Consider the following 22814-nt stretch of genomic DNA (forward strand, 5'->3'; position numbering starts at 1 on the left):
ATCATCCTCACAATCTTATATTCTTGACAGGCACTATAGTCGTAATCTCTCGTGCGGTCGGCTGTCCGCCAAGTCTGGCGGCTTGTCTAATCGTAGCCGCTGTCACGTCTATCCGAATACGCCTTACGTCAATCAAATTAGCCGGGGCAGTAACTTCACTTCCGTCGTCAAGGATATATGAAATTTGAAAGTCTGTTATCCCGTCTATTATAGTGGACTGTACTACTCCATCATCCCTTATAAGCTCATTTCTTCCTGTGGCAGGTGCTGTTTGTACCCTGTATGCAATGGTCCTGAAGTTTCTTGCAAATAAGAATCCTGGATTAATGACGCCGTCTGATAAGGGATTTGAGTTTAATGATATCTTTTTATTAGCGCTGTCTACGGCAGTCACTACATAGTTTCCGACAAGTATATTGTTCTCATTGTTAATTATGTTTATTGAGTCGCCGGCATTAAAACCGGTCACTGAATCCACCGTGACCTTATTGTCTGTTCCAGGAAGTTCAACTGTATTTGCAGTAAGATATGTCATGGGGCCGGGACTGAAATTAATGCTGACCCTGTCAGGCGCTGCGGCATCACCTGGAGTACCGTCCTGGAACGCTGCTACCGGATTGGTTCCTCTGGGTACTGCGAGACCGGCCATTCTTATATCCCTCTCCATATAGGCAATGGAAGCACGTACATCCCTTTGAGTAATTGACACATCCCGCTGTGCCTCAAATGTGCGTTGTTGACTAATCATTACGTTATATAGTGCAGCAAGGACAAAACCCATTATTCCTACGGTTATAAGGAGTTCTACTGCACTGAACCCTCTTTGCGATTTTAAAATATTCATATCATCCCTTATTTATTCGTGTAAATACGCTTGTGTTTCTTGTAACACCTGTACGTGGTTCTACCCATGTTACAGTCAGAGTTAATGTACTCGTACCGCTGACAGGGGTATTGTCCTGAATGGTGTAACTCCTGTTATAAGTGATACCCTGTACGACCTGGTTTCCATCATCAGCGTGTGCCCCGGCCGTCAAGGCTGCAGCGGATCCATCCAGCGCCTTTAATACCTCTATCCTCTCCTGTGCCACTGCAGTTGCAGTGCTGATCTTGAAGCCGCTGACATTACCCTGGATTGCGGCTATATGCAGCCCTGCAAGACCAAGCAGACCGATAGCCAGGACAGTAAGAGCGATTAACAATTCAAGGAGTGAAAAGCCTTTCTGATTAGATAGTATCTTCATTGAGAAATTCCTTTCTGATTCTTCTGAAGGAATGCTTCTGCAATGAAGGTGCCAGCTTGCAACTACTTGATAATTAATGATAATTAAGATAATGACGGGCGCTAAATTGTGGAGTTGACTTCATAGGTATGTAATTGGTTACATAATTGATAAATCCGCTTATTTCACTCTGTTTTCCATGAACCCGGGAGTACCTCGGCGCCTGAGAGACCTTCAATTAATTCTGCGGTTACGACCCTGTTCATCCGTCCGGAGATACCGTTACTCTGCACAGTACAGATGGCTCCCGGTGTAAGAGGTTTGAATATTTTCAATTCGTTGTCCGATTCCTTTAGAACGATATCCGGGTTTGCTGCTGTCCCTTTATACTGACTTAGTCCATTTTCGTCAAAGAAGGAACTACTGTCGGTCATGCGCTTATCAAAGAAATTTCCCGGTTCTCCGCTGAATTTGTATGGTTTTGCAAACCAGTATAATGTCTGCTCTATACCTGACTCAGCGATATAGAATGCCCTGGCATCTGATTCTATCCCCCTTGACAGGATAATCTCTGTGTAAGCGAGATAAAGGGATGATGTGCCGAGTATAGTGAGTAACAGGAGAAAAATAAGGGTAATGAGCATCACTGCCCCTGAACTCACCCGTTTGCCCCGTAGTAAGCATGTTTGATATTTCATTCGAAAATAGCCTTTCAAATCCCCCTGCCCCCCCCTTTTCTAAAGGGGGGTAACTAATTTCCCCAGAATCCTGTTAGTTTCTGAGTGTGACTGTTGTCTTTGAACTCTTTGTCCGGTATCCATTGTTATCCCAGAACATGTTGTCACGTCTGAAACTTTCCACTATAAGTGAGATATCTATTTCATGTATATCAGAGGCAAGAAAAGGTGCATTGTTATTTTTATCCCTGTAAGAGAGAGATAAACCATCAACGGCAATGTTTTCAGCCACAGGCTCCCAGTTCCCTCTGTCTATCTTTCTCTGCACCTCCTTCTTAGATGGATTATATCTGTAAGAGATGGTGTTAATGAGGTTTACTGTACTTCCGGCGGGAAAAGCGGAACTTATACCACCCTCTGTTTTAAGGTAGTCTGTTTTACCATCTTCATAAAGTATATGTTTTTCGCATTTGTCAAACTTACTATTATTGCAGATGATAACAATGTCGTTTATCCCAAATGATCTTCCATTACCTTCTTTTATTTTGAGGATTGTTTCTCCTTGAGCAGCATCAGCAGAGAGAGTTGATTTAACATCTCTCAGATTAGTCATGAATTCAATCTCGTCCCTGCTGAATTTGCCGATCCTTTCCAGGTGAGGCGGAACGCCATATCCTGTAAGTATTAACTCACGTGACAGCAAATTCATCACACCTCTGATATTTTGAACCATTTCAGCCCTGGCCTCCTGTACAGAGTATATATGATGTTCTGTGACAAAATATTTTGTAACAGACAAAGTAACGAGGAGGGAGATAAACATTGCGACCAACAGCTCTATTAGGGTATATCCTTTATGCATTGTATTATTTAATAAATCTTAGTGTCTTCAGCTCAAGTTCTCTTTTCTTATCCCCTTCATTCCATGTAGCCCTGACTTCAATCTCATACAGGTCTGCTGCAGGGGTATCTCCTCTGATGGTCCACTGGCATTGTATTTCAGGGAAATATAGTGCAGTGCATTCTCCACTGCCTGTTTCAATATTTGAGTCACCCCTTAGATGCTCCATTTGTGCCCTGGATATCTGGACAGCAGAAAGTGATTTATTGCCGGTTGCAATCCCTTGTTCGCCAATAAGAAGCATCCCGCTTATCCCCAATATGCCAATCGTGAATATTGTGAGGGCTATCAAAACCTCTATGAGAGTGAACCCATCGCGTGAACCAACGCAAGTAGTCAGGACCACTTGAGACCGTCCCAATTCCATATCTTAATCCTCCCAGTGACAGTAATGCTTATTGCCATGGTGATGTTGTAATTATTGGTTATATAGATTGTACCCATACTGTTGCTTCCCCCTGAATAGAATGCCGCCTTGTTAGAGGGAAAAGTTATCCCATCTCTGTCCGGTGATGAGGTTGGATTTCCAGGGGGGCCGAGTACCCCCTGGCCATATCCGAATCTGACTCCATGAGGCAGATTCAATTTCCTTTCAGACAGCTCATACAGATTATTTGCCGGGTCAAACAGTACCGTGTAATCAGTGTGATCAAGGACAGATTTCATTTTCACCTCACGCAGGTCTGTTGAGATAGTCCGTGCAGCAGTTTTAATGCGCATTCTTTCTGTGAAGGCAGACATGCCGGGAACAGCAATAGCCGATAGTATGCCGATGATAGAAATCACAACTATAGTTTCCAGAAATGTAAATCCGTTTACTCTGTCATGCCGAACTTGTTTAGGCATCTCTTTTATTATCACTTTATAAAAAGTCTTCACTTAAATTATTCCATTCAGGATTATACTGGCTTATCAAATTTATCTTCCATCCTCTGTCATCCCGAACTCGTTTCGGGATCTCCTGACTCTGCATCGTTTGAGATCCTGAAACAAGTTCAGGATGACAGGCTGAATGACAGGCTGCATAGTTACGGATTGTGAGCCTGGGCTCATCAAAGACCACTTTTTTTTTAATCTGTATCTCTTGAGTTCCTCTAAGGGTCCAAAATTAATTTAATGTAAACACCCTTAGAGTTGGAGAGGAAAAAATGCGGATAATTAGTGGATACCATACCCCTTAATCTTTGTCAACAATGTCTTGTAACTAACCTTCAGGATTTCTGCAGCCTTTGATTTGTTGCCTTTTGTCAGTTCTAAGATTGATTTAATTGCCCTTATCTCTGCAGACCTTGTTGAGACAGCTACTAATTCTGCCAGGCCGCCTGCTAAAACTCCCGGTTCCCTTATCCTGTCATTCAGTAAGCCGAGATGTTCAGGTAATATAGTGTTCCCATCACAGAGTATCATGGCACGCTCTAAGCAATTTCCCAGTTCACGGATATTTCCTTTCCATGTCTGTTGTATCAGCAGTTCCATGGCAGACCCTGAAATGTCCTGAACATGTTTTTTCAACTCGACGTTGTACGTTGAAATAAAGTGGTAGGCAAGAAGCGGGATGTCTTCCCTGCGTTCTCGAAGCGGCGGGAGTGTTATTGGGAAGACCGTCAAACGGTAGTATAGGTCTTCTCTGAAGGATTTATCGTTTATAGCCTCATTCAGGTTTCTGTTGCTTGCGGCTATTACCCTGACATCCACCTCTATCTTTTTTGTACCGCCTACCCGCTCAATCGAGTCACCCTGCAATACTCGCAGCAGTTTTGCCTGAAGCCCAAGGTCCATCTCTCCGATCTCATCCAGAAATATAGTCCCTCTATTTGCGAGCTCAAATTTCCCAATCCTCTTCTCAGTCGCCCCAGTAAATGAACCTTTTTCATGACCGAAAAGCTCGCTTTCAAGTAATTCCTTCGGGATCGCAGCGCAGTTTATAGCTACGAAGGGGCCGTCCTTGTTCAAGCTCAGATAATGAATGGTCCTGGCAAAGACCTCCTTCCCCGTGCCGCTTTCTCCTGACAGCAATACAGTGGCCTTGCTTGGCGCCACTTTATGGGCCAAGTGCAGTGCATCCATAAATTTAGGACTATGCCCGATTAATCCCGGGACATCCTTATCCCTGCCTTCTTTGAGAAGCAGGTTTTCAGTGAGCAGACGTTTCTTTTCGAGTGCGCGTTTAATTAACAGAAGGAGATGATCAGGATCAAATGGCTTCGTTATAAAGTCGTAAGCACCTTCCTTTACAGCCCTTACTGCATCTTCTATCTTCCCGAATGCAGTCATTAAAATTACAGGTGTAAATGGGCTCTGCTCCCTTACTAATGACAGGATATCAATGCCGGTCCCGGATGGTAGTCTTAGGTCAGTCAGGACAAGGTCAATATACTCATTTTGAATTTTATCCACACCCTGAGGCGTGTCAGTGCAAAGGATGACCTTATACTCATCTGCTGAAAGGGTCTGGCAGAGCATCCTTGCCATTGATTCATTATCTTCGACTACAAGTATTGTTGCCATGGCCACCTGTTATTCCGTGTTGTTACTGATACAAGGCAAATATATCCTGAAAGTGGTTCCCTTCCCGGTCTCGCTCTCTACGTCAATGTGTCCCCCATGTGAGAGTATGATCTTATGTACGAGTGCAAGCCCCATCCCTGTGCCGCGTGGTTTTGTCGTATAGAACGGAAGAAATATCTTGTCCAGTGTATCTTTAGGTATCCCGATGCCTGTATCTTCAACAATTATCTCAATGCCTTCAACAGATGGAGATACCTGCAGGTCTTTTTGAATATCTTTTGTCATGTTTCTGTATTCTGACGGATGACTTCTTGCACTTATCTTGATCCTTCCCCCGTTTGGCATTGCCTCAAGCCCGTTCTGTATTATGTTTTGCAGGGCCTGCCGCATTAATACCTCATCAATATTCACTGTTGGCAAATCATTGATGCTCAAGTCTACATCTATTTTATGATCTGTATATTTGCCCATAGTAATGTCTATGGTGTTTCTAAGTAATCCGCTAAAATCAACCGGGCTAAGGGATGGAGTAACATTCCTCCCATAGTTTAACAATTCCCTTATTATCAGGTCCATGGCATTAACTTCTGAGATAATAGTGGAAATATCTTGCTGTGAAGGGTCTTCATCGGGGAATTTTTTTGAAAGCATCTTTGCATATCCCATAATTGAACCCATCGAGTTTCTGAGTTCATGTGCAATACCGCCTGACATCTCCCCCAGCATGGCAAGGCGCTGCCTGAGTTCGCCCTGCTCCCGCAGCATCTTTATCTCTGTGAGGTCTGTGAATACAATTATAATTCCAGTATGTTTCCCTTCCTTATCCCGCAGAGGTGAAACCGACAGACCTATCCATATATTAGTACCTTCTTTTTTCTGGAACGATATCTCCTGTCGCGACAGGGATGTTGCCAGCATTAATGACTCATCAAGAACATGGCATATAGCGTTATCCTGACCGAAGACTTTTACGCAAGACAATCCCACTGCATCCTCTTTTTTAATTGATAACATCTTTTCTGCCGCATGATTAAAAGTCGTTATAACCCTGTCCATATTAAATGTCACAACACCGCTCCCGACACACATAAGGATATCTTCATTATAATTCTCTGCTGCAGATGCACGACGCTCTGCCATGCCCCGCAGTTTCTCCAACTCGTCTTCTTTTTCCTTCAGTTTCTGTATGAGTGATGAGAATGTGTCAATTATAAACTCGACCTTTTCTTTTTTTTCAGGTGAAGTCTGTTCGGCATTGGCTGCGATAAGGTTCTTGCGTGTCATGAACAATGCCCGGAGAATCAAGTATATGGCGACTCCGCCCGCAAGTACGCCAGCCGCAAGGGCTAATAATGCCATAAGTCCATCCCGAAATACCATTCAATAATCTCCGCCTTAAAGAACAGGCTCATTATACCACCAAAGGCAAGGAAAGGCCCGAACGGGATCTTATATTTCCTCCCCTTCCCGAAGAATATCATTATAAAGATTCCCACTAAAGAACCAATGAAGGAAGATAATACAATAGTGATTAAGACGTCTGTAAGTCCTAAAAAAGACCCGATCATGGCGATTAATTTAATATCCCCGCCCCCCATGCCGCCCCGGCTCGCTACAGCAATTACAAAAAAAAGGCCGCCACCAAGCAATATCCCGAAGAAGGAACTCTTTATGCCTGCAGGAAGTATAAGGGCGCTTGCAGCTAAACCTATAATTATCCCTGGAATAGTTATTACATCGGGGATTATCTGGTGATACAGGTCTATAACACTTGCAGTAAGAAGAGATGAAAAAAGGAGTGCATAAAAGGCAGTCTCTGCATTAAATCCAAATTTCCATGCTATTAAGACATATCCTGCTCCATTAATAAGTTCAATCAGAATGTACTGCGCTGAAATAGATGTTCCGCAGTCCCTGCATCTTCCCCGCAGCATCAGGAAGCTTAGGATCGGGATATTGTCGTAGAACTTTATTGATGTCCTGCATTGGGGGCAATTAGATGCTGGCGAGATTATGGATTTCTCCATCGGCAAACGGTGAATGCAGACATTGAGGAAACTGCCTACTGCAGCGCCTAATACAAAGATAAATATGTATGTTAGAATCATTTAGGGGTTGCCTTAATCTTGACATGCATGGTTAATAAATGCATTATAAACAGTGTCAATAAAGCATGCAAGCGATAAGCTGTAATTGAATTATAAAGGTTTTTCTGATGATCAAAAAGATAGCAGTTTTAGGGGCTGGCAGTTGGGGGACAACCCTTGCCTTGCTGCTCGCTGAAAAAGATAATGAAATACGGTTATGGGCCTACGAAAAAGAACTCGTAGAGGTTATAAAAAAAGAGAGGGTGAATACCTTATACCTTCCGGGTTATACACTGCCAGATAACATTTATCCTACAAATTCACTGAGAGAGGCAATCAAATCATCAAATTATATACTTTCAGTTGTTCCTTCCCACGCAGTAAGAGATATATTTACAGAATTAAAAGAGTTCATGCCTGATGTCCCGGTAATAAGCGCTACTAAGGGGATCTCTACCGATACATTGCAAACAGTCTCACAGGTAATGGCAGATGTCCTGTCTTTAGCAACAACTCAAAAGAGATTTGCAACTATCTCAGGGCCTAGTTTTGCTAAAGAGGTAGCACAGAAACACCCGACTGCTATAACAATCGCCTCTGGAAATGAAGTCCTTGCCAAGGAATTGCAAACCCTGTTCTTCCGTTCATACTTCCGTGTTTATACCAACATGGACATAATAGGTGTTGAGGTTGGCGGGTCACTAAAAAATGTTATAGCAATAGCTACCGGGTGTGCAGACGGGCTTGGTTTTGGACACAATACAAGGGCCGCATTAATCACCCGAGGTCTTGCGGAGATCAGGAGACTCGGGCTGGCTATGGGAGCACAGGCCCCGACCTTCTACGGGCTCTCAGGGATAGGAGACCTGGTCCTGACTTGCACCGGTGAATTAAGCAGGAACAGGACTCTTGGATACAGACTTGGGCAGGGGGTAAAACTCAAAGACACATTCTCGGAATTGTCGGGGAGAGGGATGGTCGCAGAGGGTATTAAGACCGCAAAGGCGGCCCGGGAGCTTGCAAAGAAGTATGATGTTTCCATGCCTATTACACAAGAGGTATACAGCCTGCTCTATGAAGAAAAAGATGTCCGGAAGGTAGCGAATGACCTGATGATGCGTGAAATGGGAGGGGAGTAAAAGCGTAAGCAATGAGTTATAAGAAGCAATGAGCAATGAGTTGGAGAATTTTCGGATGAAACCTGAAGACATAGCAAAGATTTTGAGATCGGTTAAGGCAGGCAGACTTGGTGTAGACAAGGCCCTTGACCGCCTGCGGCATCTCCCCTATGAAAACCTTGATTTTGCCCGTATAGACCATCACAGACACCTGAGACAGGGTATGCCTGAGGTGATATACTGCGAGGGAAAGAAGGTTGTTCAGGTAGTAAGGATAGCTGAACGGATACTTGATAAAAAAGGAGATATCATTGCAACCAGGGCAGACAAGGATATATTCGATGCCCTTTCAGCTATGGATGACAGGGCAGAGTATAATGAATCCGGTCGGGTGATTACAGTACTGCATAAAAAGAAAAATCTTACAAAAAGTACCGTACTGATTGTCTCAGGAGGCACATCTGACATGCCTGTTGCAGAAGAGGCCCATGCCATACTTTATGCCTTTGGAAGCAGGGTGGAGACACTTTATGATGTCGGGGTGGCGGGGATACACAGATTGCTCGATAACCGTGATGCATTGCTGAAACCCCGTGTAATTATCGTTATTGCAGGCATGGACGGTGCCCTTGCGAGCGTGGTTGGCGGGCTTGCCTCCCAGCCTGTGATAGCAGTACCTACAAGCAATGGATACGGTGCAAGTTTCGGAGGTGTTGCTGCCCTTCTTACCATGCTCAACAGTTGCGCTGCAGGTGTAGCTGTAATGAATATAGACAATGGTTTTGGCGCAGCCTGTATAGCACACAAGATCAATATGACAGGCGAGCCTTAAACTGTAGCAATAAAAATCCCCCTTAATCCCCCTTTTTCAAAGGGGGAAATGCTGTTCCCCCCTTTAGAAAAGTGGGGCGAGGGGGATTTGAAACTGGACTTTCAAATGAAAATAGCCTATTTCGATTGTTCCAGCGGCATCAGCGGCGATATGATCCTCGGCGCTTTGGTTGATGCGGGGGTCCCCTTCGATGAACTAATAGAGGGCCTTTCAAAACTAAATCTGGACGGGTTCTCCATCACCGCAGGCACTGTTTTGAAAAAGGGTGTCAGGGCAACAAAAATTGATGTTGTCATAGAAAGCCGGGATCTGCCGGGACGGCCTTTAAAAGACCTGAGGGATATCATATCCGACAGCGCCCTTGACAGTGAAATAAAGTCGAAAAGCATTTCAATCTTCCAGCGGCTTGCTGAGGCTGAGTCAGTTGTGCATAACTGTCGGGTCGAGGAAGTGCACTTCCATGAAGTTGGGCACATTGATACGATTGTGGACATAGTTGGTTCCGTCTATGCAGTTCATCTGCTTGGCATAGATAAAGTTGTATCGTCTCCAATAGATACCGGCAGTGGCAGTGTAAAGATGTCACATGGCCTTTTCCCTATCCCGGCCCCTGTGACTGCGGAACTGCTGAGAGATGTACCCCTCTTCTCGTGCGGCACAGAGCGTGAACTCACCACTCCTACCGGTGCGGCAATTATAACTTCTTTTGCATCATCGTTTCAGCCATTGCCCGGGATGACACTCTCTAAGATAGGTTACGGAGCCGGCGGATGGGATTTAAGAGAAAAACCGAATGTCCTGAGGGTTTTTATTGGTGAGGATACAGATGTATACGGTACAGATGAAGTTTGTGTTATAGAGACAAATATTGATGATATGAATCCGCAGGTCTACGAATACCTGATGGACCGTCTCTTTGATGCCGGGGCGCTTGATGTCTATATTACTCCGGTTGTTATGAAGAAGAGCCGGCCGGCCCAAATGCTTTCTGCGGTAGCAGATACAGAACGATTAAATGCCATGAAGGAAATCATATTCAGGGAGACGACAACAATAGGAGTCAGAGTAAGGAAGATGTCTCGTTTTGTCCTTGAACGCGACATGAAAGAGGTCCACCTTCCATATGGGACTGTACGCGTAAAGATATCAGGTAGTAGTAACGGTGTATGCAATATCGTCCCTGAATATGAGGATTGTAAGGCATTAGCAATGAAGACAGGTCTTCCACTAAGGGATATAATCGAGCTTGCGAGAAGACTGGGACAGGAGTGAAGAAACGCGTAAACTACTCTCTCCTTCAAGGAGAAGGACAGGGTGGGGATGGGTTATTCCCAGATGAAAATCCCCCTATATCCCCCTTTTTCAAAGGGGGACTAATGTCCCCCCCTTTAGAAAAGGGGGGGGAGGGGGGATTTGAAACTGGTTCCTCAGATGAAACCCTCGACGAAATAGAGGATGTCCGGATACTCCAGCCAAAGAAAGGTCACCGCTTCACAACCGACTCTGTCCTGCTTGCCAGACTATCCACCCCAAAAAAATACGCAAAAGTTTTAGAACTTGGAACAGGCTGCGGAGTAGTATCAATTATCCTCTCCAGGAGAACCCCATCTCTCCGGATTACTGCAGTAGAAATACAGGAAGATATGGCCAGGCTTGCGGAACGTAATGTTAAACTGAATAACATGGAACATAGTATCTCTGTTTTAAACATGGATGTAAAAGAGTTGTATAAAGCCCTGCCATCATCGCACTTTGATTATATAGTGACAAACCCTCCCTACAGGCGGCCAACCTCCGGACGTACCAGCCCTGACAAAACGAGGTCTGTTTCAAACCATGAGTTATCTGTGACAATAAATGACATCATGAAGGTTAGCCAGCATTTGCTTAAGGTGCGCGGCCGAATTAGTCTTATATATATTGCTGACAGGTTGGTTGACTTATTCGCGGCGATGAGGAGTTGCAGGATTGAACCTAAAGAAATGCGATGTATCCTCTCCAATAAAGAAGGTGTTTCAAGGTTTGTCCGGGTTGAAGGAGTGAGAGATGGAAAGCCAGGGCTGAATTTATCATGCTTTAGTAAACACCTTTGATTACGGGCTATGGAAAGACTTTTTTTATTTAGCTATTGAAATAATTTTAAAATCGTGTAAAATTCACATTCAATCACAAAAAGTGATCTACTGATACTATAGTAGAAGTCAGATAGGTAGAATGCAGAAGAGAGAGTAGATGCTAAATTGCGCTGTTTGTTGGTATCTTCCCACAGACCATCCCTATTGGGAAAATTAGGTTATAAGATGGGTATTTTTTTTCTCACTTAAAAAATCTTGCTAATCTGATTAATACGTTATCAGTGAAAAACAGCTTTGTTTTCAGCTAAAATCAACCGAGCGAATGGCACGCAACTTGCTTCCTTCTAATCCAATAACATTATGAAACCACAATGGTATGCAGTTCATACTAAGCCCCGGCAGGAGGCCGTAGCTGAGGCATTTCTGAGGCAATCTGGAGTTGAAATCTTTTATCCCAGGATAGGGCCATCCAAATCATTATTTACAGGTTACATATTTGCTAAATTCGATCCTGACACACAGTTGAGATTAGTGAAATATTCCAGAGGAGTCAGTTCAGTTGTCAATTTTGGGGATAAACCTTCCCCAGTGGATGAAATGCTCATTGAAGGGATAAATCTGAGGATTAAAGATGGTTTTGTGGTTCTTGATCCCCCATCATTTACAAAAGGGGAGAGGGTCGAAATTAAAGAGGGGCCATTAGAAGGTATCAGCGGAATATTCGACAGCCGCGTAAAAGACTCAGACAGAGTTATCATACTGCTGAATGCCATAGCATCGCAGTCCAGGATTGTCGTTTCCTCCGCGAGCCTTCGCAGGTCCTCTTAAAAACCAACGTTTAAGGTATCATTTTTTTACATAATTGTTTCGCTTTCTAAAGCAACTTATATGGTTGCCGAAGTTATTAACATATTATATTACACCATCAGGTTTTATACCTGTAGTGGCGGCAGCTTGCCTGGTATCTTTTAAATCATGAAAAAATCTCCTGTTAGAAATAAACTGCTTGCGACGATAAGGAATAAAATAGCTGACATCCTTTCCGGAACAAATGGGAAAATCATGTTTAATTCTTCTCAAGCAAACAACACATTACTTGATGATGATTACGAACTTTACATAGAACACTATTTTAATCAAAGACTTTGTTTTGAAAGAAAACGTACCGAACGTTCAAAAAATCCATTCCTCATGATGCTTTTAAATATTGAAGAGTTTAAGGACAATAAGAATAAAATTATCGGGGATGTGACGTCGGCGCTTCTGTCTTCCACGAGAGAGACAGATATAAAGGGTTGGTACAGGCATGACTATATTATAGGTGTTATCTTCACAGAGATAAGCAACCTGGATATGGATTCAATAGAACAGAAGATAGTTGATAAATTATATGACACTGTAGGATCAGCTGAAGATGTAAATAAGATAAAGATATCCATTTACATCTTTCCTGAAAAAGACAATGGCAGAAAACCAGATAGTCTTCCTGATTTACATTTATATCCTGATGTAACAGAACAAGGCATCGTAAATAAAGACAAGTTTATCTTAAAACGTATTATTGATATAGGGGGAAGTCTTGCAGGGCTTTTCATATTTGCTCCATTCTTTATTTTTGTTCCAATAATAATCAAACTCACTTCAAAAGGCCCGATTCTTTTCAGTCAGGATAGGATAGGGCTGAATGGAGAAAAGTTTAAAATGTTGAAATTCAGATCAATGTACATTAACAACAATCCCAAAATACATGAGGAATATATCAAGGAATTAATTAACGGAAACAAAAATAAAGACGATAATAAAAATGGTTTGGGAGAAAATGGGGTTTATAAAATTATGAATGACCCAAGAGTTACTCCAATCGGGAGATTCCTTAGAAAAACGAGCCTTGATGAGCTCCCTCAATTTATAAACGTTCTTATAGGAAATATGTCACTTGTGGGACCAAGGCCGCCGCTTGAATATGAACTGGTAAACTATGACATCTGGCACAGACGCCGCATATTCTCGGTTAAGCCCGGCATCACAGGTTTGTGGCAGGTTAAGGGGAGAAGCGTAACAACATTTGATGAGATGGTAAGAATGGACCTTAAATACACAAGAGAGCGTTCGTTATGGTTGGACTTGGTGCTGCTTCTGCAAACGGTGCGGGTAGTATTAAATGGAAAAGGTGCATATTAATATCAGGAGAAGGTCATGCTTAAGGTTGGTGTAATAGGCTACGGTTACTGGGGCCCAAATATAGTAAGAAATTTTAACAGGCTCAAAAGCGCTAAAGTAGTCGAAGTCGCTGACACCAATAATAAGGCTTTAAACCGCGTAAGCGAGATATATCCGGCAATAAATGTGACTACCAGTGCCGATGAAATCATCACATCTGCGGACACAGATGTGATAGCGATTGTTACACCGGTCTCAACTCACTTTGAACTTGCTAAAAAAGCCCTTCAGAATGGCAAGCATATCTTTGTGGAAAAACCTTTTACCACAACAAGCGCTCAGGCTGAAGAGCTGATAGAGTTGGCAGATAAGAAAAACCTCTTAATAATGGTTGACCATACGTTTCTTTTTACCGGCGCGGTAAAAAAGATCAAGCAGCTTATTGATGATAATTCACTCGGACGTTTATATTATTATGATTCCATGAGAATTAACCTGGGACTTTTCCAGCACGATGTTAATGTAATATGGGATCTGGCGGTACATGATTTATCTATCATGGACTATCTGATGAAGGAAAAGCCCGTTGCCATAGGGGCAACCGGGAAAGGACATGTTAATGACAGAGAAGATATCGCATACATAACAGTTCAATTCTCAAATAACGTAATATCCCACTTTAACGTCAACTGGCTGTCTCCGGTTAAGATAAGAATGACCCTTATAGGCGGCGAGAAAAAGATGCTTGTTTGGAATGACCTGAGCGCAGATGAAAAAATAAGGATATATGATAAAGGGATAGAGGTCAGCAACCGGGAGGGGATTTACGACATGTTGGTGAGTTACAGGACCGGTGATATGTGGGCCCCTAAAGTTGAACAGCTTGAGGCCCTGCAATTAGAGACAGAGTATTTTGTCAACTGCGTGAAAAGTGGTGACAGGCCATTTAATGATGGTCAGGCAGGTCTCAGGATTGTAAAAATGCTTGAGGCATGCGACAGGTCACTGAAGAAAAACGGGGAACTGGTAAGTTTGTAACGAAGAGTGGGGATGGGTAAATCAGAGTGAATCAATATTTAGCCATAGCAGAAGACGTCAAACTGGGTGAGAATGTAAAGCTCGCCAGGTTTATTAATCTCTACGGATGCACAATTGGTGACAATACCAAAATTGGTACATTTGTAGAAGTACAGAAAAATGCAACTATTGGTAAGAACTGTAAAATATCAAGCCATACCTTCATCTGTGAAGGAGTGACTATTGAAGACAACGTCTTCGTTGGGCATGGAGTGATATTTATTAATGATACATATCCCCGCGCGACAACTCCTTCAGGCGAACTGCAGACTGAACAAGACTGGAAGGTAGAACCAATAGTAGTAAAAAAAGGGGCATCTGTTGGATCAGGTGCAACCATACTGAGTAATGTAACTATTGGTGAAAATGCGATAATTGGAGCCGGCAGTGTTGTTACAAAGGATGTGCCGCCTAATGTTATTGTTGCAGGAAATCCAGCTAAGTTTGTAAGGAACATTACAATGAAATATAAAAACAGATCACCTCTCCGCGTTGGAGAGAGCGACAGGCCCTACCTGAGCGAAGTCGAAGGAGCGATGGGGGGTTTGAATGAATAATATCCCTTTTCTTGATCTTGTAACTCCTCATAAAGAGATAGAGGAAGAACTTGTTGCAGTCTTTAGAGAAGCATTGAGAACAGGGAGATTCATTGGGGGGCCTAATGTTGACGATTTTGAAAAAGACTTCGCCGCCTTTTGTGATGTTCAACATTGTATCGGAGTTGCAAGCGGTACAGATGCGTTGAGATTTGCCCTGATAGCTGCAGGGATCAGGCAGGGTGAGACAGTAATTACTGTACCAAATACCTTCATAGCGACAACCGAGTCCATATCTCAGGCCGGCGCATCAATTGCCTTCGTGGATATTGATGAACGGACCTACAATATAGATACAGAGAAACTCAGGGAATATCTCGAGACACAGTGCGTTGTAGATGATAAGACAGGAAAGCCAATAAACAAGAAGACCAAAGGTATCGTATCAGCCATTATCCCTGTTCACTTGTATGGTCAGATGGCAGACATGGATTCAATAGCAGAACTTGCTGAGAAATACCACTTAATAGTTATAGAAGATGCCTGTCAGGCCCATGGCGCCGAATATCTATCTGCATCCCCCACTTTAGAAAAGGGGGAATTTGAAAACTCCCTCTCCCTCAGGGAGAGGGAAGGGGTGAGGGTTAGTCATTCAGAAAAAAACCACTGGAAAAAAGCCGGCTCCCTCGGATTAGCCGCTGCCTTCAGCTTCTACCCCGGCAAAAATCTCGGCGCCTTTGGAGAGGCCGGGGCCGTTACAACTAATGATGAAGAAATCGCCAGAAAGATTCGCATGATACGTGACCATGGTCAATCTCAGAAATATTTTCATGATATTGAAGGATACAACGGAAGACTCGATGCACTACAGGCTGGGATACTGCATGAAAAACTCAAACACCTTTCTGAAGGAAATGAAAAACGCCGTCAGTCTGCAAGCCTGTACAATGTACTACTCAACGAGGTAGATGGTGTAATAACCCCATATGAACCGGATTGGAGCAGGGCTGTTTACCACCTTTATGTAATTCGCACCCGTAACAGAGATAAGCTACTGAAACACCTGGCTGAAAAGCAGATAGGTACCGGCCTTCATTATCCATTACCACTTCACCTTCAAAAGGCATATGAATGTCTGGGATTTAAAGAGGGAGACTTCCCTGTCTCAGAAAAAGTAGCGACAGAGATTCTATCTCTGCCAATGTTCCCCGGCCTTTTGGATGACCAGCAGAAGTATGTGGCAGAGAGCATAAAGAATGTCCAAAGCAAACCTTCCGCCTGTACCCTACTCCATAAGTCCTGAATATCATCCCGAATGTTAGATGAAAACAAGTTAATAGTAATAAATCCGCTTGAGAATCCGGAATGGGACAATCTTGTGCTTTCTACACAAGATTATTCATTTTTCCATTCGTCAGTATGGGCAAGGGTGCTGAATGAATCGTATGGCTACATGCCGCTCTATTTTGCCTTGATAGACAACGAGCGGCTACTGGCCTCTATCCCATGTATGGAAATAAAGAGCATAATAACAGGTAAGAGGGCTGTATGCCTCCCATTTACCGATTACTGTGAACCCCTCTTTTCACCCACTTTAGAAAAGGAAGGTGAAGGTTCAGAAGATCCCCTGTCAATAATACTCAATGCCCTTATTTCATACGGCAAAAAAGCTGCATGGAAGACGATTGAATTCAGATTTGGTGTATCGTCATTACAACAAATTATGCCATCCTATGCATACTACGGTCATACACTGGATATCTCAGGAAAAGAGGATGGAATTTATGCTTCATTTCGCAAAAGCACAAAGAGAAACATAAGTAAGGCAATCAGGGAAGGGGTTAAAATCAGGATCTTAAACTCGCTTGATTCCATCAGCGAGTTTTATCGTCTTAATTGTATAACCAGAAAGGCACATGGTTTACCCCCGCAGCCATACATGTTTTTCGAGAAGATATATGAACATGTCTTGTCAAAAAACATGGGTTTCGTAGTCCTCGCATCATATGAAGATATCTGCATTGCCGGGGCTGTCTACTTCCACTTTGGAGAGAAGGCCACCTACAAATATGGCGCCTCAGACAGGAATTATCAGCATCTCAGGGCTAACAACCTTGTCATGTGGGAGGCAATAAAGTGGAGTTCACAGAACGGATTCAAGAGGTTCTGTTTTGGCAGGACGGAGCCGGATAATAAAGGCCTGCTGCAGTTTAAACGAGGGTGGGGCTCTGATGAGCGAATCCTCAATTATTACAAGTATGATATTAAAAGTGAAACCTTTGTCAGTGATACTTCCCACCTATCCGGAGTTCATAACAAGTTTTTTCATAATATGCCGATTCCATTATTAAAGATTACGGGATCAGTATTGTATAAACACATAGGATAACTTTATCAGTTATTGTGAGCAATGAGTAGTTACACTAACAGACTGTATTATTTATTAAAGCCGTTCATTCCAAGAACGCTTCAGATCATCCTTCGCAGAGGACGGGCTTATATTAAGCGGTCATTATATAGAGGTATCTGGCCTGTAGATGAAAGGGCATGCAAAAAACCTTATGGTTGGGCTGGCTGGCCGGATCAGAAACAATTCGCCCTGATTCTGATGCATGATGTTGATACTGAACGAGGTCAAAGAAAATGTCATCAATTAGTTCAATTGGACGAGCAAATGGGTTTCAAGTCTTTATTCAGCTTCGTTCCTGAGGGATATCATGTTTCAGCGGAGCTTCGCCAGGATATTGTTAAAAGGGGATTTGAAGTAGGTGTGCATGGTCTGAAACATGATGGAAAATTATTCCTGTCCAGAGAAATATTTTGTCAAAAAGCCATTGGTATCAATAAATATTTGCAAGAGTGGGAATCTGTTGGATTTGTGTCACCTTCAATGCATCACAATCTCGATTGGGTACATGAATTAAATATAGAATATGATGCATCAACATTCGATACAGATCCCTTTGAGCCGCAGCCTGACGGCATGACAACAATCTTCCCCTTCTTTGTTAATGGGACTTATAGTCAAAGAGGGTATGTTGAGCTTCCTTATACACTCCCACAGGATTTCACCTTGTTTGTTATTATGAAGGAAAAAAATATAGACATCTGGAAAAGAAAACTTGATTGGATAGCTGAGCATGGAGGTATGGCACTTTTGATTACCCACCCTGACTATATGAATGGTAATAATGGAGGGAGCACTTTAGAAGAGTACCCAATGGAATTTTATAAAGAATTCCTTGGTTATGTAAAGGGTAAATATGAGGGTCGGTATTGGAACCCGTTACCAAAGGAAATGGCACGCTTCTGGAGAGGGAATTACAAAGATAACTTCACAAAAAATAATATGATGAACAATCCAGCCGTCAATTCAATAAATGCAGAAACCGAAGGAAACAAAAATATACTGACCACTGCGTTTAGCGCAGAAAAATAATTTACAATGTCAAATCTCGTTTCCATCCTTATCCCGGCATATAATGCCGAAAAATGGATCAAGTATACCATAGAGTCTGCTTTATCTCAGACCTGGGGCCGCAAGGAAATAATCATAGTTGATGACGGGTCTTCTGACAAGACATTACAAATAGCTAAGAAGTACGAATCAAAGTCGGTAAAAGTTGTAACGCAGGAAAACGGCGGGGCGAGCGCCGCGAGAAACAGGGCATTGAAGTATGCGCAGGGAGATTATATTCAGTGGCTTGATGCTGATGACCTCTTGCACCCGGAAAAGATAGCGTTGCAGCTGGATGAGAGTGATGACGGGCAGAGCTCCCGGACATTGCTTACCTGCAGTTGGGGAAAGTTTTATTTTCGCCAGCAGAAAGCGAAAATAAATCCCGATTCCCTATGGCAAGACGCAGCGCCTGTTGACTGGATCATGAGGAAATTCATGGATAATGTGTGGATGAATCCGGCAGTCTGGCTGGTTAGCAGACGCCTGACAGAAATGGCCGGACCATGGGATGAAAGATTGTCCATTTCCGGAGTAGACGATGGGGAATATATATGCAGGGTGGTAGCCGCAAGCGAAAGGGTTAAATTTGTCCCAAATGCAAGGTCTTATTACCGCCAGTCGGGTTTCTCCCAATTGAGCAGGACATATACTAATAAGTCTCGTGAGTCTTTGCTCTTGGCAATAAATCTCAGCATAGGGCATCTCAGATCTCTGGAAGAAAGCGAAAGAACCAGAAGTGCAAGTTTAATCTATCTGCAAAGTTATCTATCGTATTTTTACTTTATCACCGACGAGGTCGAGCTGCTTGATAAGATAAGAGTACTTGCCCACGAGTTGGGTGGAGAATTGATGCCGCCGAAGCTAAACATGAAAGAAGGTCTTATGTGCAAGCTTTTCGGGATGAAGAAGGGAAGGCAGCTTATGAGGACTCTCCGCAAACTTAGGTTTGGCATACCGATAAAGTGGGATGAGTGGCTGTTTATAATATCCAAGCCAGAATATAACCAAAAAAAATCATGAACACACCAGTCGAAAAAAATAAGAAAATCTGGATAGATCTGGACAATTCTCCGCATGTACCCTTCTTCATCCCTATTATGAAGGAGCTGGAGAAAAGAGGACACTCAGTTTTCCTTACGACACGCGATTGCTTTCAGGTATGCAGCCTTGCTGATTATTATAAGTTGAGCCACAGAAGGATAGGGAAACATTACGGTGCAAATAAGCTGCTTAAGGTTCTGGGTACACTATGGCGGAGCATGCAACTTGCACCGATAGTGCTAAGAGAAAAACCGTATATATCCTTATCACACGGATCACGTTCTCTGATCATTTTATCTTCTTTACTTCGCATACCAACAGTTCTCCTTTTTGACTATGAATATTCAAAAAGCATACCGTTCATTAAACCAGTCATGGGCATTGCCCCGGAAGTGATAAATGGAGCTGATAACGGAAACAAATCCAAGATGGGTGTACATGGGTACAGTGGTATAAAGGAGGATGTTTATGTCAGTTCGTTCAGGCCTGACGCATCGTTTTTGAAGAAACTGGGTCTCAAAGAGGACGATATGGTAGTAACTATACGTCCGCCCGCTACGGAGGCGCACTACCATAATCCGGAGAGTGAAAAACTTTTTTTTGAAGTTGTCGAATTTTTGGGCAGCATTCCCGATGTCCGAATGGTCATTTTGCCAAGAAATGAGAAGACACAGAGGGAGTTTGTCTACAAAACCTGGCCCAGGATGTGTGATGACCGAAAGATAATTGTCCCTAACCAGGCCCTGAACGGTCTTGATCTGATATGGTATTCCGATTTTGTGATAAGCGGCGGTGGAACCATGAACAGGGAGGCTGCAGCATTGGGTGTTCCTGTATATAGCATCTTTCGGGGAAAGATCGGGGCAGTTGACAGATATCTGTCTGACAAAGGACGCCTCACACTTATCGAGACTGTTGAAGATGTGAGGTCGAAGATCAGGCCTGTCAGGCGGTCTAAGGGGAAGGAAGCCGGCTTAGGTGATGGAATAGCTCTTAAGCAAATTGTGGCAGCAATAGAAAAAGTGATTGAAAAGATCTGATTTGATTAAACTGATTCAGGAATCGTCTTATATAAAACGTGAAAATATGAGACCAGAACAAAAAACCAATAGCAGGTGATATCGCAATGTTAATCCATCTCGTCTGTGCCGCCAGGCCAAATTTCATGAAAATTGCACCGCTGTACCATGCCCTCAAGAGAGAGCCCTGGGCTGTCCCGGTGATTGTCCATACCGGACAGCATTACGATATCAATATGTCCGATGCCTTTTTCGAGGACCTTGGTCTGCCGAATCCCGACATCAATCTTGACGTGAAAAGCGGCACCCATGCTGAACAGACAGGTCGTGTCATGATCTCCTATGAAAAAGTACTTCAGGAGAAGAGGCCTGATCTGGTTGTTGTGGTAGGTGATGTCAACTCAACCATGGCTGCAACCATTGCTGCATCCAAACTTGGGATCAAAGTGGCTCATCTTGAGGCTGGATTGCGGTCTTTTGACAGGACCATGCCTGAGGAGATCAACAGGCTGGTCACCGATGTCCTTGCGGATATGCTCTGGACACCATCGAGAGATGGTTCGGAAAATTTGATCAGGGAAGGGATATCCCCTGATAAGATCCATCTGGTGGGGAATATCATGATAGATTCCCTTGAAATGCTGAGGAGGAAGATTGAAGAACAGGATACGTACAGTACCTTCAATGTGAAAGCGGGCGAATATGGGATCGTTACGATGCATCGGCCTTCGAATGTGGATGATCCGATTATCCTGAGAGACATATGCAATATCCTCAGGGACATTGCTGAAAAGGTACCACTTATTTTCCCGATCCATCCGAGAACCCGAAAAAAGATAGAGGAAAACAATTTGCTGTCAGGTCTGGAACAGTCTGATAAATTGTTTCTGCCGGAACCCCTTAATTATGTTCGTTTTATGAATTTGGTCTTTAATTGTCGCTTTGTTATAACAGACTCCGGCGGGCTTCAGGAGGAAACAAGCTATCTCGGTATTCCCTGCCTGACGCTCAGGAAAAACACCGAGCGACCGGTCACTATTACTGACGGCTCGAATCAATTGTGCGAATTGAGTGACCTAAAAAGGAAAACGGATGAGATTATTCAAGGAAGAATTCAGAAGAGAAACACCATCGAGCTGTGGGACGGTAAAACAGCGGGACGAATCGTGGATATTTTGCGAACACTCTAATGAAAATAAATACTGACATCTCAAACAGAATTGAAGGAGCAGCACTCTCATTGTTTGAGTATTGCAAAAAAAATAACTGGTCCGGTTTCGACCCATATGATGCCCTGAACAGCCGTCTGTTTGCCCATACACCATTCTCAAAAAGCAGAATCTGCAGGATAGCAGTAACACAAATCATAAAGAGGCTTCCTGTCAATATCAGGCCGCTTATGCTTATTTCCAAAGAGCAAAATCCCAAGGCAATAGCTTTGTTTCTTATGGCATTCATCAAGCTTTCGAAGCGCGGGCTGCTGAGGCAGGATGATCTCGTCGGGATTTTAGTCAATCAGTTGGTTAACCTCCGCTCACAAGATACTCCATACTGGTGCTGGGGATATAGTTTCCCCTGGCAGGGAAGGACAATGCTGGTGCCTAAGGGTGCGCCGAACCTGGTCTGTACGGTCTTTGCGGCTAACGCCTTGCTGGATGCATACGAAAATAAGCAGGAATTGCGCTTTCTTAATATGGCCGTCAGCGCCGCTGAATATATCCACAATGATCTATTTTGGTCGGAAGACAGCTCAATAGCAGGTTTCAGCTATCCCCTACCAGAGGTGCGGTCCCGTGTCCATAATGCTAATTTTCTGGGAGCTGCACTTTTTTGCAGGATATTTAAACATACCGGTGAGAAGAAATTCCTCGAACCGGCACTAAAGGTAGCTCGATACTCTGCTGCAAAGCAGCACGATGATGGCTCGTGGGACTATGGCGAGCTGTCCAAACAACGCTGGGTGGATAATTTCCATACGGGTTATAACCTATGCGCTTTAAGGTCAATTGGCGAAAACGCCGGGACCTCTGAATTTGAGCCGCATCTGCGCCGTGGTCTTGAATATTATCGTAAGCACTTTTTCAGGGAAGATAGTGCACC

At 43.5% G+C, this 22814-nt stretch carries 24 protein-coding genes; 15 read left to right on the forward strand and 9 right to left on the reverse strand.

From position 1 onward, the window contains the following. Positions 1–7: 7 nt before the first annotated feature. From IT392_08955 to IT392_08995, 9 genes are all read right to left on the reverse strand, one after another. A complete protein-coding gene (locus IT392_08955) occupies positions 8–844 on the reverse strand; it encodes a prepilin-type N-terminal cleavage/methylation domain-containing protein (GenBank protein ID MCC6544614.1) in 837 nt (278 codons plus the stop codon). Position 845: 1 nt separating this feature from the next. Next, the gene (locus IT392_08960; protein MCC6544615.1) at positions 846–1244 is read right to left on the reverse strand and encodes a prepilin-type N-terminal cleavage/methylation domain-containing protein; all 399 of its coding nucleotides are present in this window, start codon (positions 1242–1244) and stop codon (positions 846–848) included. Positions 1245–1408: 164 nt separating this feature from the next. Then, positions 1409–1921 (reverse strand): hypothetical protein, encoded by a 513-nt coding sequence (locus tag IT392_08965; protein ID MCC6544616.1) that lies wholly within the window; start codon positions 1919–1921, stop codon positions 1409–1411. A gap of 73 nt (positions 1922–1994) precedes the next feature. Continuing rightward, entirely contained in the window at positions 1995–2762 is a 768-nt protein-coding gene (locus IT392_08970; GenBank protein MCC6544617.1) for a prepilin-type N-terminal cleavage/methylation domain-containing protein, read from the reverse strand. A gap of 4 nt (positions 2763–2766) precedes the next feature. Then, positions 2767–3168 carry a prepilin-type N-terminal cleavage/methylation domain-containing protein gene (locus IT392_08975; GenBank protein ID MCC6544618.1) on the reverse strand — a complete coding sequence of 134 codons (402 nt, stop codon included), beginning with the start codon at positions 3166–3168 and terminating at the stop codon, positions 2767–2769. Then, positions 3138–3647: a prepilin-type N-terminal cleavage/methylation domain-containing protein gene (locus IT392_08980; protein MCC6544619.1), complete on the reverse strand. Its 510-nt coding sequence runs from the start codon at positions 3645–3647 to the stop codon at positions 3138–3140. Before IT392_08980 ends, IT392_08975 begins: the two co-directional genes overlap by 31 nt. A gap of 312 nt (positions 3648–3959) precedes the next feature. Then, entirely contained in the window at positions 3960–5309 is a 1350-nt protein-coding gene (locus IT392_08985; protein MCC6544620.1) for a sigma-54-dependent Fis family transcriptional regulator, read from the reverse strand. 9 nt (positions 5310–5318) lie between these two features. After that, positions 5319–6668, reverse strand: a complete 1350-nt coding sequence (locus tag IT392_08990; protein MCC6544621.1) for a PAS domain-containing protein — start codon at positions 6666–6668, stop codon at positions 5319–5321. Further along, positions 6656–7417 carry a prepilin peptidase gene (locus tag IT392_08995; GenBank protein ID MCC6544622.1) on the reverse strand — a complete coding sequence of 254 codons (762 nt, stop codon included), beginning with the start codon at positions 7415–7417 and terminating at the stop codon, positions 6656–6658. Before IT392_08995 ends, IT392_08990 begins: the two co-directional genes overlap by 13 nt. A gap of 107 nt (positions 7418–7524) precedes the next feature. Between IT392_08995 and IT392_09000 the strand changes: the two genes are divergently transcribed. The 15 genes from IT392_09000 to IT392_09070 all read left to right on the forward strand — a co-directional run. Beyond that, a complete protein-coding gene (locus IT392_09000) occupies positions 7525–8535 on the forward strand; it encodes an NAD(P)-dependent glycerol-3-phosphate dehydrogenase (GenBank protein ID MCC6544623.1) in 1011 nt (336 codons plus the stop codon). Between the two features lie 55 nt (positions 8536–8590). Further along, complete coding sequence (gene larB / locus IT392_09005) at positions 8591–9346, forward strand: nickel pincer cofactor biosynthesis protein LarB (protein ID MCC6544624.1); 756 nt, start codon at positions 8591–8593, stop codon at positions 9344–9346. A 105-nt stretch (positions 9347–9451) separates the two neighbouring features. Continuing rightward, a complete protein-coding gene (gene larC, locus IT392_09010; protein ID MCC6544625.1) occupies positions 9452–10618 on the forward strand; it encodes a nickel pincer cofactor biosynthesis protein LarC in 1167 nt (388 codons plus the stop codon). Positions 10619–10722: 104 nt separating this feature from the next. Further along, the gene (locus IT392_09015) at positions 10723–11439 is read left to right on the forward strand and encodes a methyltransferase (GenBank protein ID MCC6544626.1); all 717 of its coding nucleotides are present in this window, start codon (positions 10723–10725) and stop codon (positions 11437–11439) included. 342 nt (positions 11440–11781) lie between these two features. Continuing rightward, entirely contained in the window at positions 11782–12249 is a 468-nt protein-coding gene (locus tag IT392_09020) for a hypothetical protein (protein ID MCC6544627.1), read from the forward strand. A 147-nt stretch (positions 12250–12396) separates the two neighbouring features. Continuing rightward, positions 12397–13602 carry a sugar transferase gene (locus IT392_09025; GenBank protein MCC6544628.1) on the forward strand — a complete coding sequence of 402 codons (1206 nt, stop codon included), beginning with the start codon at positions 12397–12399 and terminating at the stop codon, positions 13600–13602. Between the two features lie 15 nt (positions 13603–13617). Next, entirely contained in the window at positions 13618–14619 is a 1002-nt protein-coding gene (locus tag IT392_09030) for a Gfo/Idh/MocA family oxidoreductase (protein MCC6544629.1), read from the forward strand. 26 nt (positions 14620–14645) lie between these two features. After that, the gene (locus IT392_09035) at positions 14646–15215 is read left to right on the forward strand and encodes an N-acetyltransferase (protein MCC6544630.1); all 570 of its coding nucleotides are present in this window, start codon (positions 14646–14648) and stop codon (positions 15213–15215) included. Then, a complete protein-coding gene (locus IT392_09040) occupies positions 15208–16497 on the forward strand; it encodes a DegT/DnrJ/EryC1/StrS family aminotransferase (protein ID MCC6544631.1) in 1290 nt (429 codons plus the stop codon). Before IT392_09035 ends, IT392_09040 begins: the two co-directional genes overlap by 8 nt. Before the next feature lie 12 nt (positions 16498–16509). Then, a complete protein-coding gene (locus IT392_09045; protein ID MCC6544632.1) occupies positions 16510–17583 on the forward strand; it encodes a peptidoglycan bridge formation glycyltransferase FemA/FemB family protein in 1074 nt (357 codons plus the stop codon). Between the two features lie 219 nt (positions 17584–17802). Then, positions 17803–18633 (forward strand): hypothetical protein, encoded by an 831-nt coding sequence (locus IT392_09050; protein ID MCC6544633.1) that lies wholly within the window; start codon positions 17803–17805, stop codon positions 18631–18633. A 6-nt stretch (positions 18634–18639) separates the two neighbouring features. Next, a complete protein-coding gene (locus tag IT392_09055) occupies positions 18640–19674 on the forward strand; it encodes a glycosyltransferase family 2 protein (GenBank protein MCC6544634.1) in 1035 nt (344 codons plus the stop codon). After that, positions 19671–20735 carry a DUF354 domain-containing protein gene (locus IT392_09060; protein MCC6544635.1) on the forward strand — a complete coding sequence of 355 codons (1065 nt, stop codon included), beginning with the start codon at positions 19671–19673 and terminating at the stop codon, positions 20733–20735. Before IT392_09055 ends, IT392_09060 begins: the two co-directional genes overlap by 4 nt. Positions 20736–20821: 86 nt before the next feature. Further along, positions 20822–21904, forward strand: a complete 1083-nt coding sequence (wecB, locus tag IT392_09065) for a UDP-N-acetylglucosamine 2-epimerase (non-hydrolyzing) (GenBank protein MCC6544636.1) — start codon at positions 20822–20824, stop codon at positions 21902–21904. Beyond that, positions 21904–22814 (forward strand): hypothetical protein (locus IT392_09070; protein MCC6544637.1); only part of this gene is annotated, 911 nt, incomplete at its 3' end. The genes wecB and IT392_09070, both read left to right, overlap by 1 nt.

It is taken from the genome of Nitrospirota bacterium, from assembly GCA_020846775.1.
Classification (GTDB): Bacteria; Nitrospirota; 9FT-COMBO-42-15; order HDB-SIOI813; family HDB-SIOI813; genus RBG-16-43-11.

What these genes read in the sequence shown, in the direction of transcription:
- IT392_09050 (MCC6544633.1), top strand. Translation starts at nt 17,803, where the DNA reads ATGCATGATGTTGATACTGAACGAGGTCAAAGAAAATGTCATCAATTA.
- IT392_08980 (MCC6544619.1), bottom strand. Translation starts at nt 3,647, where the DNA reads ATGCCTAAACAAGTTCGGCATGACAGAGTAAACGGATTTACATTTCTG.
- IT392_08975 (MCC6544618.1), bottom strand. Translation starts at nt 3,168, where the DNA reads ATGGAATTGGGACGGTCTCAAGTGGTCCTGACTACTTGCGTTGGTTCA.
- IT392_09045 (MCC6544632.1), top strand. Translation starts at nt 16,510, where the DNA reads ATGTTAGATGAAAACAAGTTAATAGTAATAAATCCGCTTGAGAATCCG.
- IT392_08960 (MCC6544615.1), bottom strand. Translation starts at nt 1,244, where the DNA reads ATGAAGATACTATCTAATCAGAAAGGCTTTTCACTCCTTGAATTGTTA.
- IT392_09030 (MCC6544629.1), top strand. Translation starts at nt 13,618, where the DNA reads ATGCTTAAGGTTGGTGTAATAGGCTACGGTTACTGGGGCCCAAATATA.
- larB (MCC6544624.1), top strand. Translation starts at nt 8,591, where the DNA reads ATGAAACCTGAAGACATAGCAAAGATTTTGAGATCGGTTAAGGCAGGC.
- IT392_08955 (MCC6544614.1), bottom strand. Translation starts at nt 844, where the DNA reads ATGAATATTTTAAAATCGCAAAGAGGGTTCAGTGCAGTAGAACTCCTT.
- IT392_09055 (MCC6544634.1), top strand. Translation starts at nt 18,640, where the DNA reads ATGTCAAATCTCGTTTCCATCCTTATCCCGGCATATAATGCCGAAAAA.
- IT392_08970 (MCC6544617.1), bottom strand. Translation starts at nt 2,762, where the DNA reads ATGCATAAAGGATATACCCTAATAGAGCTGTTGGTCGCAATGTTTATC.
- IT392_08985 (MCC6544620.1), bottom strand. Translation starts at nt 5,309, where the DNA reads ATGGCAACAATACTTGTAGTCGAAGATAATGAATCAATGGCAAGGATG.
- IT392_09015 (MCC6544626.1), top strand. Translation starts at nt 10,723, where the DNA reads ATGTCCCCCCCTTTAGAAAAGGGGGGGGAGGGGGGATTTGAAACTGGT.
- IT392_09060 (MCC6544635.1), top strand. Translation starts at nt 19,671, where the DNA reads ATGAACACACCAGTCGAAAAAAATAAGAAAATCTGGATAGATCTGGAC.
- IT392_09020 (MCC6544627.1), top strand. Translation starts at nt 11,782, where the DNA reads ATGAAACCACAATGGTATGCAGTTCATACTAAGCCCCGGCAGGAGGCC.
- IT392_09000 (MCC6544623.1), top strand. Translation starts at nt 7,525, where the DNA reads ATGATCAAAAAGATAGCAGTTTTAGGGGCTGGCAGTTGGGGGACAACC.
- wecB (MCC6544636.1), top strand. Translation starts at nt 20,822, where the DNA reads ATGTTAATCCATCTCGTCTGTGCCGCCAGGCCAAATTTCATGAAAATT.
- IT392_08965 (MCC6544616.1), bottom strand. Translation starts at nt 1,921, where the DNA reads ATGAAATATCAAACATGCTTACTACGGGGCAAACGGGTGAGTTCAGGG.
- IT392_08990 (MCC6544621.1), bottom strand. Translation starts at nt 6,668, where the DNA reads ATGGCATTATTAGCCCTTGCGGCTGGCGTACTTGCGGGCGGAGTCGCC.
- larC (MCC6544625.1), top strand. Translation starts at nt 9,452, where the DNA reads ATGAAAATAGCCTATTTCGATTGTTCCAGCGGCATCAGCGGCGATATG.
- IT392_09025 (MCC6544628.1), top strand. Translation starts at nt 12,397, where the DNA reads ATGAAAAAATCTCCTGTTAGAAATAAACTGCTTGCGACGATAAGGAAT.
- IT392_09040 (MCC6544631.1), top strand. Translation starts at nt 15,208, where the DNA reads ATGAATAATATCCCTTTTCTTGATCTTGTAACTCCTCATAAAGAGATA.
- IT392_08995 (MCC6544622.1), bottom strand. Translation starts at nt 7,417, where the DNA reads ATGATTCTAACATACATATTTATCTTTGTATTAGGCGCTGCAGTAGGC.